Origin of the sequence: Rhizobium sp. SL42, from assembly GCF_021729845.1 — a bacterium.
Taxonomy (GTDB): Bacteria; Pseudomonadota; Alphaproteobacteria; order Rhizobiales; family Rhizobiaceae; genus Allorhizobium.
In genome coordinates this window covers 1895925-1910880 of record NZ_CP063397.1, presented here as the reverse complement: position 1 = coordinate 1910880, position 14956 = coordinate 1895925, and the positions used below count along the sequence as shown (strand labels likewise).

Here is a 14956-nt window from a genome sequence, read left to right as displayed (position 1 = left end):
TGGCAAAACCGTCGGCGCCCTCGTCATCTGGCGGGTAATCAGCCCTGGTTGATCGGGAGAGCGACGAAGCGGCTGCCGCTTTCCGATTCAACCTGGAAGAGGGCCCGGGTACGGCCGTCCTTCTTGGCCTGATCGACCACCTTCTGAACTTCTTCAACCGAAGAGACCAGCTGGTTGTTGACCGAGGTAATGGTCTCGCCGGCCTTCAGGCCCTTGTCGGCCGCGTCGCTATCCGGATCGACATCGACGATGGCCAGGCCCTTGCCGTCCTCAGCCGGGCGAACGGAGAGGCCGAGATTGGCCAGTTCCTGCTCGACGGCCGGTGCCGGTGCGGCATCCTCTTCGGTGCCGTCGGCAGCCGAAGCCTGTTCCGTCGGCAGTTCGCCGAGCTTGACCTTGATTTCGGTCGACTTGCCCTCACGCCAGACGGCAACATCAACCGTGGTGTCGGGGGCAAAGGCTGCAATGCGGCGAGCAAGATCGCGCGGATCCTTGACCGGCTCGCCATTGACGGCGGTAACCACGTCACCCTGCTTGATGCCTGCCTTTTCACCCGGCGAACCCGCCTGCGGCGAGACGACCAGCGCACCCGACGCCTCCGACAGGCCGAGCGAGTCGGCGATGTCGTCGGTCACCGGCTGGATCTGGACGCCGAGCCAGCCGCGTTCGACGGTGCCGCCATCCTTCAGCTTTTCGATGACATCCTTGGCCACGGAAGCCGGGATGGCAAAGGCAATGCCGACATTGCCGCCGGACGGCGAGAAGATCGCGGTGTTGATGCCGACGACTTCGCCATTCAGGTTGAAGTCGGGACCACCGGAGTTGCCGCGGTTCACCGCTGCGTCGATCTGCAGGTAGTCGTCATAGGGGCCGGAGCCGATGTCGCGGCCACGGGCCGAGATGATGCCGGCGGTCACGGTGCCGCCAAGGCCGAAGGGATTGCCGACAGCGACGACCCAGTCACCGACGCGGGACTTTTCGTCATCGGCGAACTTCACATAGGTGAACTTCTGCTTCGGGTTTTCGATCTTGAGCAGCGCAAGGTCGGTGCGGCTGTCCTTGCCGACCAGCTTGGCATCGAGTTCCTTGCCGTCGTTCATCACGATGGTAAAGGCAGCGCCGTCATCGACGACGTGGTTGTTGGTGACGATATAGCCGTCTTCGGAGATGAAGAAGCCGGAACCCTGGGACGTCGGACGCAGGCGACCTTCATGACGGCCGGGACCCTTGGGGCCACGCGGCGGGCGCGCTTCCTCGTTGGGGCCGCCCGGACCGCCGAATTCCTTGAAGAAGCGCTTCAGCGGATGGTCGTCCGGCAGGTCGTTGAAATCGCGACCGCCAAAATTGAAGGAGAAATTGCTTTCGTCGTTGGACGTGTTCTGGATGTTCGACTGAACACGAACCGACACGACGGCCGGCTGTACGGCGGCGACGACATCGCTGAAGCTCGGAACCTGGGGCGCGGCGACCTGTACCGGATCGGCATAGGCGTTGAGCACAACAAGCGGAACCGCGCCGACCATCATCGCGGCAGCCAGGCCGGCAACGGTCGAATTCTTCAGGATCGTCTTGAGGTGGGAGCGATCTTTAGTCTCGGTCATGGATCTTACCTTCATCGTTTCTTCCGACTGGAGCCGCCGGCTATCGGCGGTTTTGAAGCGGTGGATGAAGAGAGATATAGGTGTTGTCACCTTACTGCGAACTGTACGGCAGATGAATTCTTCGTAATCTTGGCAGAAAGGTTCCGGCAAGGAACGGGCCTGTTCCGCCAACCGGCGCGTGCCAAAATGGCGATCGTCCTATGAGACATGATGCAGCGCTTGCCGACGACCTGGGCATTGTTTGACGCGTTTGCCATGGCATTGTAGTCTTGTATTACAAATGAAGGGAAAAACGATGTCAGAACGTGAACTTTCCGACCCGATCACGGTGCGCCTGCCGCTCGACCTGCTGGCCGAAATCGAAGATATCGCCGCTATCTGTGAGCGAAGCCGCAGCTGGGTTCTTGTCCGCGCGTTGAAATCCTTTCTCGCCGCCGAAGGTCGTGAAATCATCGAACTCGACAAGGCAAGGCGCGATGTCGGCGCTGGCCTCGGCGTCGATCTCGATGACGTGATTGATGAGGTCGATGCGATCGTCAAGGGCGCTGCCGCGTGAAGGTTGTCCTGTCACCGGATGCCAGAGCATATGCCGTCGCCGAAGCGACTTACCTGAAAGAACGAAGTCCGCAGGCAGCGGAGCAGTTCGGCGCAATTCTCAAGCAAGTACGCCGCGACCTCAGCCGCTTTCCTGAATTGGGGCATGTCGCGGAGGAAATCCCAGTCGCCGGGATACGCCGGCTGGTCGTCGGCTCCTATCTGATCGATTACGAATTTCAGGGGCCCGCAATCGTCATCCTGGCAATCCGGCATGGACGCCAGCGTCCGCCCGGGATCGAGATTGAGGACGACTTCGACTATGAAGCGGTGGACCGTGACATCCCGGGAGACTAGAGCATTTCCGGTGATCCCGTGATCACCGGAAATGCTCTAGGCTTTTGTTTTTCCGCATTGTCCGACGCCGAAGCGATTACGCTTCGGCTGGAAATGCTCTAGTCGGCAGCCTTTTGCCGAACTGATCCGTCCCTCACTCGTCCAGCAGCTTGCCGAGGCGGGCTTCTTCCTCGGCCGACAGCTTTTCCACCGGCTCGCTTGCCCGGCGGCGCGCATAGAAGACCGCGACGATCATCGCGATGAGGGCCAGCGTCGCGGGGGCGCCCCACAGGATCAGCGTCTTGGCGCTCAGGCGCGGCTTCAACAGCACGAATTCGCCGTAGCGCGACACGACATAGTCGAGCACCTGCTCATTGGTGTCGCCATTGACCAGCCGCTCGCGCACGACAAGCCGGAGATCGCGGGCAAGCTCGGCATTGGAATCGTCGATAGACTGGTTCTGGCAAACCATGCAGCGCAATTCGGATGACAGGGTGCGCGCCCGCTGTTCCAGCACGGGATCCGCCAGCACCTCGTCGGGATTGACGGCAAAGGCATGGATGGGGGCAAGGAGCAGCATCAGCATTGCGCCGAGGCGCGCCACGGCAGCGATCCGTTTGGTCGCCGGTCGCGCCGTCTCGATACCCCCCTCTGTCCTGCCGGACATCTCCCCCACACGGGGGGAGATCGCATGGAGCGCCGGTTCACGTTTCTCGCAGAGGTCAAGATGCGAGTTCGCCATCCGCTGGGTTGAGGTCAGAGAGGATCGGAATGCTGTCCGCGCATCGATCTCCCCCCGTCTGGGGGAGATGTCCGGCAGGACAGAGGGGGGTGCTTGTCTGGCACACATATCCGACAGTTTCATTCCGCCGCCTCCGCCACCTGTTCGGGCACGGGCGTCGCCGCCTTGGCCTTGCGCTTCGGCACGCCGACGCGCAGACGCCGGTCGGACAGTGACACGACACCGCCCGCCATCATCACCAGCGTGCCGAGCCAGATGCACAGGATCCACGGCTTCCACCAGATCCGCACGACCAGACCGCCGTCGGCCATCGGGTCGCCGAGCGAGACATAGAGTTGGCTGAGCCCGAATGTGACGATACCGGCCTCGGTCGTCGGCATGCGTCGCGCCGTATAGAGACGTTTCGAGGACCAGACGTCTGCGACCGCCACGCCGCCCTTGCGGATGGTGAAATGGCCGCGGTCCTCGGTATAGTTCGGTCCCTGGGCCGGGCGCAGGCCGTCGAAGGTCAGGACAAAGCCACCCGCCTCGGCCGTCATGCCGGGCTTCATCTCGACCACGGTTTCCGTCTCGAATGTGGTCACGGCAACAATGCCGAGCACGGTGATGCCAAGCCCCATATGGGCAAGCGACGTGCCGAAGGCCGAGCGCGGCAGGCCCTTGAAGCGGCCCCAGGCGACCGCTGCGGTCTGCTTGCCGAAGCCGGCGCGATACCAGAGATCGGCGAGCGCCCCTAAGATCAGGAAGAAGGCAGCGGCAAGGCCGAAGACCGAGAGCACAGGACCGCCGTTCTCGGCATAGAAGAGGGCAAGCCCCGCCACCAGCGCCAGTCCGGCCGCCAGATAGAGCCGCTGCAGCGCCGCCAGCAGGTCGCCGCGTTTCCAGGCGAGCATCGGCCCGAAGGGAACCGCCAGCAAAAGCGGCGACATCAGGAAGCCGAAGGTCAGGTTGAAGAAGGGAGGCCCGACCGAAATCTTCTCGTTGGTCAGCGTTTCGAGCAGCAGCGGATAGAGCGTGCCGATCAGGACGGTCGCTGCCGAAACTGTCAGGATCAGGTTGTTGAGGACGAGCGAGCCCTCGCGCGAGATCGGCTGGAACAGGCCGCCGGCCTTCAGCATCGGTGCGCGCAGGGCAAAGAGCGAGAGCGCGCCGCCGATGAAGATCACCAGGATGCCGAGAATGAAGATGCCGCGTGTCGGATCGGTGGCAAAGGCATGCACCGAGGTCAAAACGCCGGAACGCACCAGGAAGGTGCCGAGCAGCGACAGCGAAAAGGCGATGATCGCCAGCAGCACCGTCCAGATCTTCAGCGCATCGCGCTTTTCCATCACCAGCGCCGAATGCAGGAGCGCCGTGCCGGCGAGCCATGGCATGAAGGAGGCGTTTTCGACCGGGTCCCAGAACCACCAGCCGCCCCAGCCCAGCTCGTAATAGGCCCAGTACGAGCCCATCGAGATGCCCGCTGTCAGGAAGGTCCAGGCGGTCAGCGTCCAGGGCCGGACCCAGCGCGCCCAGGCAGCGTCGATGCGGCCGTCGATCAGGGCGGCGACGGCAAAGGAGAAGCAGACGGAAAAGCCGACATAGCCGAGATAGAGCAGCGGCGGATGAATGGCGAGCCCGACATCCTGAAGCACCGGGTTAAGGTCCTGGCCTTCGGCCGGTACCGGCGACAGGCGGATGAAGGGGTTGGACGTCAGGAGGATGAACAGCGTGAACGCCGTGGTGATCCAGGCCTGCACCGCCAGCACATTGGCCTTCAGGCGGTCCGGCAGATTGGTGCCGAAAAAGGCCACCATCGCCGAAAACAGGGTCAGGATGAGCACCCAGAGCATCATCGAGCCTTCATGATTGCCCCAGACGCCGGAGATCTTGTAGATCATCGGCTTCATCGAATGCGAATTCTCGTAGACGTTCTGCACCGAAAAATCCGAGACGACATAACCCCAGGTCAAAACGCTGAAAGAGAAGGCGACAAGGCCGAACAGGGCATAGGTTCCGGTGGTCGCCACCGCCATCAGGGCGGCGTCGCCGCGCCTTGCGCCGATCACCGGCAGCACCGAGATGACGAGACAGGTGGCAAGCGCCAGCACCAGCGCATAATGACCAAGCTCGATGATCATTGGGTCTTTTCCTCGCCCTGCCAGACGCCGTCCTCTTTCAGGCGGTCGGCGACTTCCTTCGGCATGTAGTTCTCGTCATGCTTGGCCAGAACGGTATCGGCGACGAAGACCTGGCTGCCGGCGGTGAACATGCCTTCGGTCACCACGCCCTGCCCCTCACGGAACAGGTCAGGCAGGATGCCGGTATAGGTGACCGGCACGGTGCCGTTGCCGTCGGTCACGGAGAATTTCACCGTCGAGCCCTCGCCGCGCACCACCGAGCCCTCGGCGACAAGCCCACCGAGGCGGATGCGGGTATCGGGGCCGACGCCCTTTTCGGCGATGTCGGACGGCATGTAGAAATAGGCGATCGACTGCCCGAAGGCGAACATCACCAGAAGCACCGCCGTCAGGATGAAGCCCATGCCGCCGGCGATCACGGCGAGACGCTTCTGCTTGCGGGTCATTGCACGATCTCCTCGACAGCCAGCCCGAGCTCGCGCGCGGCGGCGATCAGCTGCTGGCCTTCTGCACCCGATGCCGGAAAGGTCTTCAGGCCTTCCTTCAATGCGGCAACGGCGCGGTCCGGTTCCTTGAGCATGGCATGGGAGCGGACTAGCCGCATCCAGCCTTCGAAATTGTTCGGATCTTCTTTCAGCTTGGCATCGAGGCTGTCGACCATGCCGCGGATCATCTGCGACCGGTCACCCTCGGTCATGCCTTGAGCCGCAGCCACATCCTCGGCCGTCGGTGCGCCGAGCGGCTTGGGACCGCCGGCCTCGGCAGCGGCTGCGGCCGGGGCATCGGCCCGCGGCATGCCGGCGCTGTTGGCGGCGATGTGCTGGTTGATCAGGTCCATCCAGGGCGCCGTTGGCGGCGAAGCCTTGGCGATCGCCTCGAACGCCGCCAGTGCGTCCACCTTCCGGCCGGCCTGTTCCAGTGCCAGGGCAAGATAGTAGTCGGCGCGCGGATTGTCCGGCTGGAGCTGCACCGAGGCCTGGAAGGCCTGACGTGCGTCCTCGGTCACGATGCCGTCGTTGAGCGTGACCAGGGTTTCGGCAAGCCCGTTCATGCGATCGGCGCCCGGCCCCAGCAGGCGAATGGCATTGCGATAGGCAAGCTCGGCATCGCCGAGCCGTCCGACCCGAACATAGACGGGTGCCAGGACGTCCCAGCCGGCGCCGTCCTCGGGACTGGTCGCCAGATGCCGCTCGACCTTGGCGATCAGCAGCGTCACGTCGTCGCCGGGGTTCTCGATGCGCGCTGCCAGCGGCGCTGCCGGCGTGCCGGGACTGCCGGTCAGCAGATAGACATAGAGCCCGACGGCGGGAAGACAGAGAATGATGAAGGCCTGCGACAGGGTATAGGCCTTGCGCCTCGCCGGTGCGGCGGTCGGCTCGGGCCCGGCTTCCTCCGTCTCAGCGGCACTGTCCGCCACGGACACGGCCAGGAGCCGCCGGCCGATTTCGGCGCGGGCATAGGCGGCGTCCTCGCTCGAGATCAGCCCGCCTGCCTTGTCGCGCTCGAGTTCGCGCAGCTGGTCGCGGTAGACAGCGGCTTCGCCTTCGTCCTCACCATGGGTACGGGCACCAGCGCGCATCAGCGGCAGCAGGAGCAGGACAGCGACGGCAACCGTCAACAAGGCGGATAGGATCCAGAACAGCATGAGGCCCAATTACTTCAACGCAAGTCGCATTCCAACAGACAAACGGCCAATGACACAAAGTTGAGGCGTTTGGCCGCAAGCCGGATCTATAGGGGAGCGAATGGCGCCCGACTTTGACCTAGCGCAATTCCAGACGGGGTTTTCGGCGACGATCAAGTCACCGTCGGCACCGGTTCAGACCTGCGTCAGCTCAAAGGTGTCCACGTGCCGTTGGCATTGCGACAGGCAACGCCGCGGGCCTGGATCTCGCGTCCGCCGTCGTTCAGCTTGTGGGTAAACTGGCGGCAATTCTGCTTGCCAACCTGATAGGGAGCCGCCGCCACCACTTGGCCGCTGACGCTGCTGCCTGCCCAGATCACCGGCTGGCCGCCGGCGGCTGCTTCCAGCGCACGGTATTCGGCCTCGAGGGCCCGCTGCGTTTCACTCTTCGACAGCTTGACGCCGGTGCGCGATACGATGCCACCCTGAAGGGCGGCAATATACACGGCGGAATCAGTCTTTGTCGACGCGCCCTGCTTGCCACCCGTCGTGGTGCAAGCCGAAAGCGCCAGCATCGCCACAATGGCGACAGCCGCGGACCCATATCGCGAAACACCCATCACACCAGTCCAAGTCTCATCGAAACGTTCAAGCATTACCACGGTATCCGCCTTGCTGTGTCAAACACATGGCATATTTACGGCCCACCGCCATACTTTCATAGCTCTATGTAATCTCATAGGAAAATTGATCACGCAGTGTCCTTTGTCACAGCCGGAAGCGTCACTTGTGCGCGAAGTCCGCCGATATCGGCCCGCGACAGGCCAAAACTGCCCTGGTATTCGCCGGAAATCTCCTTGACGATCGACAGACCCAGCCCGGTTCCCGGCTTGCTTTCGTCGAGCCGACGGCCACGCTTCAGCGCCTCGCCGATCTGTTCGGGCTTCAGTCCCGGTCCGTCGTCCTCGACGGTCACCTCGACCCAGCTGCGCCGTCCGTCCTGGGCGCCTTCGACGGGTGTCGTTGCGGCAATGCGGGTGACGACGCGCGTCTTTGCAAAACGCGACGCGTTTTCGAGCAGGTTGCCGACGACCTCCTCGACATCCTGCTGCTCCATGGCAAAGGTCAGGTCGGGTGCGACCTCCAGGACAAAATCGATCTCGGCATTCAGCTTGCGCATCACCCGCACCAGACGCTCCAGCACAGGCTGGGCATCCGTCCTCGCCAGCACGCTGTCGCGCTGGGCGGCGATCCGGGCGCGGTTGAGATAGGAGCCGACCTGCGCCTGCATCGCCTCCGCCTGGCTGCTGATCACCTCGGCATGGGTCTTGTCGAGCGTGCGTGCCTCGTTGAGCAAGACCGCAATCGGCGTCTTCAGCGAATGGGCGAGATTGCCGACCTGCATGCGAGCGCGCTCGACCAGGCGACGGTTGCTCTCGATCAGCGCATTGATTTCGCTTGCCAGCGGCTGGATCTCGCGGGGGAATTCACCCTCGATCCGCTCGGCTTCGCCGCGGCGGATACGCTCCAGCGCCCGGCGGGCACGGTCGAGCGGTTTCAAGCCGTAGAGAATGGCGAGGCCGTTGACGATCAGACCGCCGATGCCGACCACGGCCAGCGCCGCATAGAGACGGTTGCTGAAGAAGGCGATTTCTTCCTCGATGACTTCCAGATTGCCGGAAACACGAAACCGCGCCGCCCTGCCCTGGTCGTCAAGCACGACCTCGGTTTCGACGACACGGATGCGGTTTCCGACGCTGTCGTCCATTTCATAGAACCGCTCGTAATTCTCGTCGAACGGCGTCTCGTCGAGACCCGGCACCGCGAGATTGGCCATGCCGAGCGAAGCCGAGGCTAGCGGCGCGGTCGCGTAGTTCCCCAGCGGCTCGACCAGCCAGTACCAGCCTGTCTCCGGCTGCGAAAACCTGAGGTCGCCGAGTGCCGGACTGCCGGCAAGGCTGTCGCCATCGCCGATCGAGACGGAATTGACGACATTGTAGAGCTGGGCGCGCAGGAGATTGTTGAAGCCGCGCTCGACACCCTCCCGGTAGAGGGTGGAAATCGCCACCGCAATCGTCACAAATGACAGCGCCGACCACAGGGTGGCGAGCAGGAGGACGCGCGCGGTGAGCGAGCGGATCTTCATGCAGCAGGGGCTTGGATACGGTAGCCGAGGCCGCGCACGGTCTCGATCATGTCGATGCCGATCTTCTTGCGCAGACGGCCGACAAACACCTCGATGGTGTTGCTGTCACGGTCGAAATCCTGATCGTAGAGATGTTCGACCAGCTCGGTGCGCGACACGACCTCGCCCATGTGGTGCATGAGATAGGACAGGAGCCGGTATTCGTGCGAGGTGAGCTTCAGCGTCACGCCGTTGACCACGGCCTTGGAACTCTTGGTGTCGAGGCGCACCGGACCGCAGACGATTTCCGACGAGGCATGGCCGGCGGCGCGGCGGATCAGCGCGCGGATGCGGGCAAGCACTTCCTCGACATGGAACGGCTTGGTGACATAGTCGTCGGCGCCGGCGTCGATGCCGGCAACCTTGTCCGACCAGCGGTCGCGGGCCGTCAGGATCAACACCGGCATGACACGACCCGAGGCCCGCCATTTTTCCAGAAGCGTGATGCCATCCATCTCCGGCAGGCCGATATCGAGGATGACGGCGTCATAGGGCTCGGTATCGCCAAGGAAGTGACCTTCCTCGCCGTCAAAGGCCTTGTCGACAACATAGCCGGCCTCCTGCAGGGCCTCGACCAGCTGGCGATTGAGATTGATATCGTCCTCGACGACGAGAATGCGCATGAAGCCCCACCCCTGTATTGGACATGTGCATCGTCACATGTCCTGGCAAATGTATCGGCGCCCCGGCCAGGCGGCCGGAGTCAAATCATCCGGCAACCCGCATGGTAACCTTGCGGGGACGCTCGCTGCCATTGCCCGGCACGAGCACGATGATCACGCATTCACCGCCCGATTCGCGCACCGAAAGCAACTGCCCGCCGATTTCCGCCACGACACGCGCCGCCGCCGCGCGGCAATCGGCCGCGTTTTGCGCCACCATCTGACCTTCAACCCGCTTCGGCTTCGCAGCCTCTTGCCCGGATGCAGGCAGGGGCGCCACCGCCGCGGACGCGGCAACCGATACGGCCCCAGACACGGCTATGGCGAAGGCCAATCCCGTGATTTTCATGAATAATGCCATTGCTGCTTCTTCTTGGTGAGGTCCACTCTCATGAATTTATGTACCGCAAGCCTTCTGAATGGCAAATGAATGCTTGTCCATGTGGTGTGGATGAGCGTGATCCGGCCGCCTTTTCGGCCGTCAGCCGCCTACGCCCTTCGTCGCCGTCAACCGGCCATAGAGCGCCAGCAGGCCGCCGAACGTGCCGGCCAGCGTCACCAGCGCATCGGCAAGGGCTGCCTGATCGCTGCCTCCGAGATCGAGCCCCACGCCGCGCAGCAGCGGGGCCGCCATGGCGATCAGGGCGCCCCAAACGGTCTTCGACTGGTACCAGGGTTTCATATCCAGCATGATGTCTCTCCGTTTGTTCAAGGTGAGTGAAGTTCAGCGGATGCGGACCGTCGCCTCGGCTGCAATACCGGCCGAAAGCCGGCCGATCTGGGTGACCCGCAGCGCCAGCGTGACCTGCGGCGCGCCGAAATCGGCGATTTCCGCAAGCCGCGCATAGGTCCAGCGCGGCGCGGCGACGTCCAGCAGGCGCTTCGCGCTCCCACCCGACGTGACCGCGTCAAAGATCTCCAGCCGATAGGCCTCGGCCGGCTCATCGAGCGGAATATCGGCTGCGGCCCAGCCATCCGCCTCGATGCGCCCGCGCCTTGTCCAGGTGATCTCGACATCGCCGCCCGGCTTGCGGGTCGCCGTCAGATGCACCGGCGTCAGTGGCGTTTCCGCCCGCATGCCGCCGGAAAATACATGCCGTTGCGCCTGGCCAGCAGCCATGCCGAGCGGTTCGAACATCCAGTTCTGCACCCTGCCGCGCTCGCCCGTGGCAAGCCCGAGCGGCTGCACAGCCTGATCGAGCAGGACCACCGCCGCCCCCTCGACAGCACCCGACGCCATCGCATCTTCGGTGCCGCCGAGCGCACGCAACAAACCGGTCAGGCGGAACCGGTTGACCGAGATTTCCTCGGCCGTGGTGAAGGCGATGACCTCCAGCAGCCCGTTCGCGCAGGCGAGCGCCAGCCGGTTTTCGCCGTTCAGCACAGCAAGCCGGCTGGCGGACGCGAATGCCCCGAATGCAAGGTCGACAACCAGCGCATTGGCACGGTCGAACCGCCCCGGCGGCCCCGGCGCAAGCGGCTCGACCAGTCGTCCGAGCGTTGCCGGCCGCTCCAGCACCAGCCGTGGCCGGTAGCCCTCCGCCTCCACCGAACTCGACACGACGATACGCCGCCAGGGCCGGCAAAACGCAGCCACGGCCGCATCGCCGGCGCTTGCGCCATCCTCCAGCCTTGGCAGATCGAGAAATCGCACGATCGGCGCGAAGCCTTGGGCTGCCGGATTGTCCGGGCTGCGGCCCGTCTCCGATGGCAGCACCGGTGCCGAGACCTGCCCGGCAAAGCTGCGCAGCGTCAGCCGCCGCTCCAGTCCGTCATCGATCTCGGTGACAAGAAAGCGGCCGGATGGACCATCGGCGATGCTGAGCACATCGCCCGGCTGCACCGCCATCTCGCCCGGCCCCAGCGCCAGCTGCAATGTCCGGCGCGCCAGACGGTTGTCGCGCAGCCAGGTTTCGGCGGCCGCAATTCCAGTCTCCTCCGCAATCACCGCCGGAAGGTCGCGGGCCAGTTGCCGTTGCGTGGCGGCGTTCAGCCTGCGCGAGCGGGCGCTGCTCTCACCATAATCTGCCGCCGGATCATAAAACGTGATCAGCGCTTCCGAGGCAAAATCGCCGTCATGGCCCCGCGTCTCGCGCCACAGCGTCTGCCCGTCGATGTCGGCGAGCACATCGATCCGGCGTGCCGGCAGGCTTGCCGTCGTGCGGGTGCGAAAGCGCAGGATCCCGGCATCCTCGATCACATCTATCTGGAACACCTCGATCAGCGGTTCGATCAGTTCGCGCGCCGAGGTCAGGTCGCCCTTGACATAGCCGCCGAGATCGCCGGCCACCTCCGACACATCGAATTCGGAAAAGCCGTGATCCGTCAGGATGCCCGCGAGGGTATCGGCCAGGGTTGCCGTGCCGAGCCTGCCGTTCAGCCAATGCCCCGTGCGCCAGTTGTGGCCGTCGGCCCAGAGCCTTGTGTCGGCCGGAAATGCCGGCTGCGGCCGGGCGTCCCAAGTCCAGACGAAGACATGATCCGGATCGACCATGCCGACCGGTGCCCCACCGTCGGCAGCACCATCCTGCCAATGGGCAAGATGCGCCTCGAGAAAGCGACGTTGCTGGCTTTCGCTGCGCCGGCCCGCCGACAAATGCGGCCTCGCGCTTTCCGCCGACTTGCCGTCGACAAAGACATTCGGCTGGTTCGCCCCCTTGTCGGCCGCGCCGCAACCAAGTTCGGTGAACCAGATCGGCTTCATGCCCGGCTGCCAGACCGTCGGGCTCGCCACTTCCACGCCGCCCAGCCGGTTGTAGTGCCGGTTACCCCACCAGCCCTGGAGATCCTTGAACCGGTAAACCCAGGGTTTCCCCGCCGCACCATCGGTGATCGGCGTGCGAATGCGGCTCTGCCGATCGCTGTCCGAGGCGTAGTACCAGTCAAACCCCTCGCCCGCCGTGATCATCCTGGCAAAACCCGCCCGGTCGTCCGCACCGGAAAACCCGTCCGGACTTGCGCTTTCCAGATCCTCGTCGCGCCAGTCGGCCAGCGGCATGTAATTGTCGATCCCGACAGCGGTGATCGCCGGCGCGGCCCAGAGCGGGTCGAGATGAAAGAACACGTCGCCGGACCCGTCACTCGGCTGATGGCCGAAATATTCGCTCCAGTCGGCGCCGTAGGTGATTGCCGTGCCGGCCCGAAGCACGGTGCCTGCCGCCTGCGCCAGCCCGACCAGCGCCTCAACAAAGGGAAAGCCGTCGGCACCGTCCCTGAGTGTCGTCAGCCCGCGCAGCTCCGACCCGATCAGGAAGCCGTCGACGCCGCCCGTCGCTTCTGCAAGCCCCGCATAGTGCAGGATGAAGCGCCGATAGCCCTCGGCGCGGTTGACGAAGGTATCGACATCGACCCGCGCCGCCGCCGTGCCATCGGCCGACATCGGAAAGGCGGTGATGCGCCCGCGCCAGGGATAGGCCGCCTGCTCGGCTGCGCCATAAGGATCGGGCAGGCCGTTGCCGGCCGGAATATCCATCATAACAAAGGGATAGAGCGTGACCTTCAGGCCACGGTTCTTCAGGTCGCGGATTGCCTCGATGACGCTGTCATCGCTCGGACTGCCGCCATAGGCCGGCCCTCCATCGTAGCGGCTGACGACATGGGCGCCGTCGCGAGCGATGCCCGCCACGCTCCATGCGCGGCTTTCACCCTCGCGCACCGGAACCTCGACACCGGGCAGAACCCGGCATTGCCCGGCGCGAAGGTCGGTACCGAACCAGGCGACCACCAGTGCCACATGGACAAGATTGGGACACAGCGCCTGCAGCTCGTCCAGCGACGCCTGCCAGTCTGTCTCGGCGGTCAGCGTATTGCGGTTGAGAAAACGCTGCTCACCGTCGCCTGGCTGCTCCGACACCTTGATCGTCGCGTAGCCATGTTCGGTCGCGCCCGGAATGATCGTCACCGCGCGTATCCGGCTTTCCAGCTCGCCGACAGCCCGGATAACCTCGAATTGCAAGAGCGGGATACGGTTGCCGAAGTCGTCGAGCGGCAAGCGCTCAAAGACGACATAGGCCAGTCCGCGATAGGCCGGAACCCTGGTCTCCCGCTGCCGAGCCAGCAACAAAGGATCGGCCGGCTGGTCGGACGTGCCGCGATAAACACGCATCTCGATGCCGGTAAGATCCAGCTCGCGTCCATCGGCCCAAACCCGCCGCACGCCGGCAATCTCGCCCTCGCACAGCGCCAGCGCCAGATTGGCAAAGTAGCGATAGCTCTTGGTCCGCGTGCCGCTCGCCTTGCCGCCGGCCCGCTCTGTCACCGTCTCCTCCTCGAAGCGCGTCGCCCAGATCAGCGTTCCGCCAAGCCTTGCGGTGCCATAGAGGCGCGGGATGGCCGTACCCTCGCTGGCGCCGGTCAGGCGCGCCGACGACAGCCGCGCGCCGGAGACCGTCGTGCCGCCCAGCAGGCTGCGGTCGATCACGCTGCCGGCCAGGGCGCCGGCTGCCCGGCCGAGCACCGCGCCGACCGGCCCGAATACCGAGCCAAGCGCGGCCCCCGCCGCCTGCAATAAGACTGTCGCCATGGATCAGACCTCCGGAAACCTGTAGACCCCGGCGATCCGCCGTCGCCACGCCGGCACCAGCGTCGAGCGGATCACCGCGGCCTGCTCATAGGCATGAATGAAATGGTCGGGTGCGTCCCAGGCAGGCGACCGCGCGCCGGACACAACACCTGCGGCCGAAACACCGTTGGAGGAGCCACCCGGCCCGGCGAGAATGCCCGCATGCTTGGCCGCACAGCCTGGCCGAAAACGAAAGATCACCAGATCGCCTGGCAGGCTCAGATGCCGCGAGACCACCGGCTCGAAATGCCGTCCGGCCGCCTCCAGCAACCGCTCTTCGCCCGAGCGCTCGGCCCAGTCGGCCGCATAGGCCGGCACCCGTTCCGGCTCGCATCCATAGAGCTCGCGCCAGATGCCGCGCACCAGCCCCAGGCAATCACAGCCGACACCGATCGCTGAGCCCTGATGCCGGTAGGGCGTGCCGATCCATTGCTCGGCAATGCCCAGCACCCGCGCATTGATGCTCATCCGACTATCCTTGATGAAAGTGGTTTGGGCCACAAAGGCCTCGCCAACCTCGACGTCTTCCCTCTCCCCATCGAGGGAGAGGACACAATTTCATCAGCTTAGCTTTAGCTAAGTGCTAGAAAT

The 14956-nt window shown here is 64.4% G+C and carries 14 protein-coding genes; 2 read left to right on the top strand and 12 right to left on the bottom strand.

The genetic code is table 11. The annotated features are described in order from the left end of the window. Positions 1-38: 38 nt before the first annotated feature. On the bottom strand, positions 39-1601 hold the full coding sequence (locus IM739_RS08965; RefSeq protein ID WP_237370814.1) for a Do family serine endopeptidase: 1563 nt from the start codon (positions 1599-1601) through the stop codon (positions 39-41). A 295-nt stretch (positions 1602-1896) separates the two neighbouring features. Here IM739_RS08965 and IM739_RS08960 point away from each other — a divergent pair, with 295 nt between their 5' ends. Then, positions 1897-2157, top strand: a complete 261-nt coding sequence (locus IM739_RS08960; RefSeq protein ID WP_237370813.1) for a CopG family ribbon-helix-helix protein — start codon at positions 1897-1899, stop codon at positions 2155-2157. Then, positions 2154-2492, top strand: a complete 339-nt coding sequence (locus IM739_RS08955) for a type II toxin-antitoxin system RelE/ParE family toxin (RefSeq protein WP_237370812.1) — start codon at positions 2154-2156, stop codon at positions 2490-2492. The genes IM739_RS08960 and IM739_RS08955 overlap by 4 nt, the downstream gene beginning before the upstream one ends. Before the next feature lie 133 nt (positions 2493-2625). Here IM739_RS08955 and IM739_RS08950 read toward each other — a convergent pair whose 3' ends face one another. From IM739_RS08950 to IM739_RS08900, 11 genes are all read right to left on the bottom strand, one after another. Then, entirely contained in the window at positions 2626-3057 is a 432-nt protein-coding gene (locus IM739_RS08950) for a cytochrome c-type biogenesis protein (protein ID WP_237371022.1), read from the bottom strand. A 275-nt stretch (positions 3058-3332) separates the two neighbouring features. Next, positions 3333-5333, bottom strand: a complete 2001-nt coding sequence (locus tag IM739_RS08945; protein WP_237370811.1) for a heme lyase CcmF/NrfE family subunit — start codon at positions 5331-5333, stop codon at positions 3333-3335. Beyond that, positions 5330-5779, bottom strand: a complete 450-nt coding sequence (ccmE, locus tag IM739_RS08940) for a cytochrome c maturation protein CcmE (RefSeq protein WP_237370810.1) — start codon at positions 5777-5779, stop codon at positions 5330-5332. The genes IM739_RS08945 and ccmE overlap by 4 nt, the downstream gene beginning before the upstream one ends. Beyond that, entirely contained in the window at positions 5776-6978 is a 1203-nt protein-coding gene (gene ccmI / locus IM739_RS08935; RefSeq protein ID WP_237370809.1) for a c-type cytochrome biogenesis protein CcmI, read from the bottom strand. Before ccmI ends, ccmE begins: the two co-directional genes overlap by 4 nt. A 185-nt stretch (positions 6979-7163) precedes the next feature. After that, positions 7164-7577 carry a hypothetical protein gene (locus IM739_RS08930; RefSeq protein WP_237371021.1) on the bottom strand — a complete coding sequence of 138 codons (414 nt, stop codon included), beginning with the start codon at positions 7575-7577 and terminating at the stop codon, positions 7164-7166. A gap of 131 nt (positions 7578-7708) precedes the next feature. After that, positions 7709-9103 carry a sensor histidine kinase gene (locus IM739_RS08925; protein WP_237370808.1) on the bottom strand — a complete coding sequence of 465 codons (1395 nt, stop codon included), beginning with the start codon at positions 9101-9103 and terminating at the stop codon, positions 7709-7711. After that, complete coding sequence (locus tag IM739_RS08920; protein WP_159952878.1) at positions 9100-9765, bottom strand: response regulator transcription factor; 666 nt, start codon at positions 9763-9765, stop codon at positions 9100-9102. The genes IM739_RS08925 and IM739_RS08920 overlap by 4 nt, the downstream gene beginning before the upstream one ends. Before the next feature lie 85 nt (positions 9766-9850). After that, the gene (locus tag IM739_RS08915) at positions 9851-10165 is read right to left on the bottom strand and encodes a hypothetical protein (RefSeq protein ID WP_237370807.1); all 315 of its coding nucleotides are present in this window, start codon (positions 10163-10165) and stop codon (positions 9851-9853) included. 120 nt (positions 10166-10285) lie between these two features. Beyond that, positions 10286-10495 (bottom strand): hypothetical protein, encoded by a 210-nt coding sequence (locus IM739_RS08910; RefSeq protein WP_237370806.1) that lies wholly within the window; start codon positions 10493-10495, stop codon positions 10286-10288. Between the two features lie 33 nt (positions 10496-10528). Then, positions 10529-14326, bottom strand: a complete 3798-nt coding sequence (locus IM739_RS08905) for a baseplate multidomain protein megatron (RefSeq protein ID WP_237370805.1) — start codon at positions 14324-14326, stop codon at positions 10529-10531. Between the two features lie 3 nt (positions 14327-14329). Further along, complete coding sequence (locus IM739_RS08900) at positions 14330-14833, bottom strand: NlpC/P60 family protein (RefSeq protein ID WP_237370804.1); 504 nt, start codon at positions 14831-14833, stop codon at positions 14330-14332. Between the last annotated feature and the right edge of the window lie 123 nt (positions 14834-14956).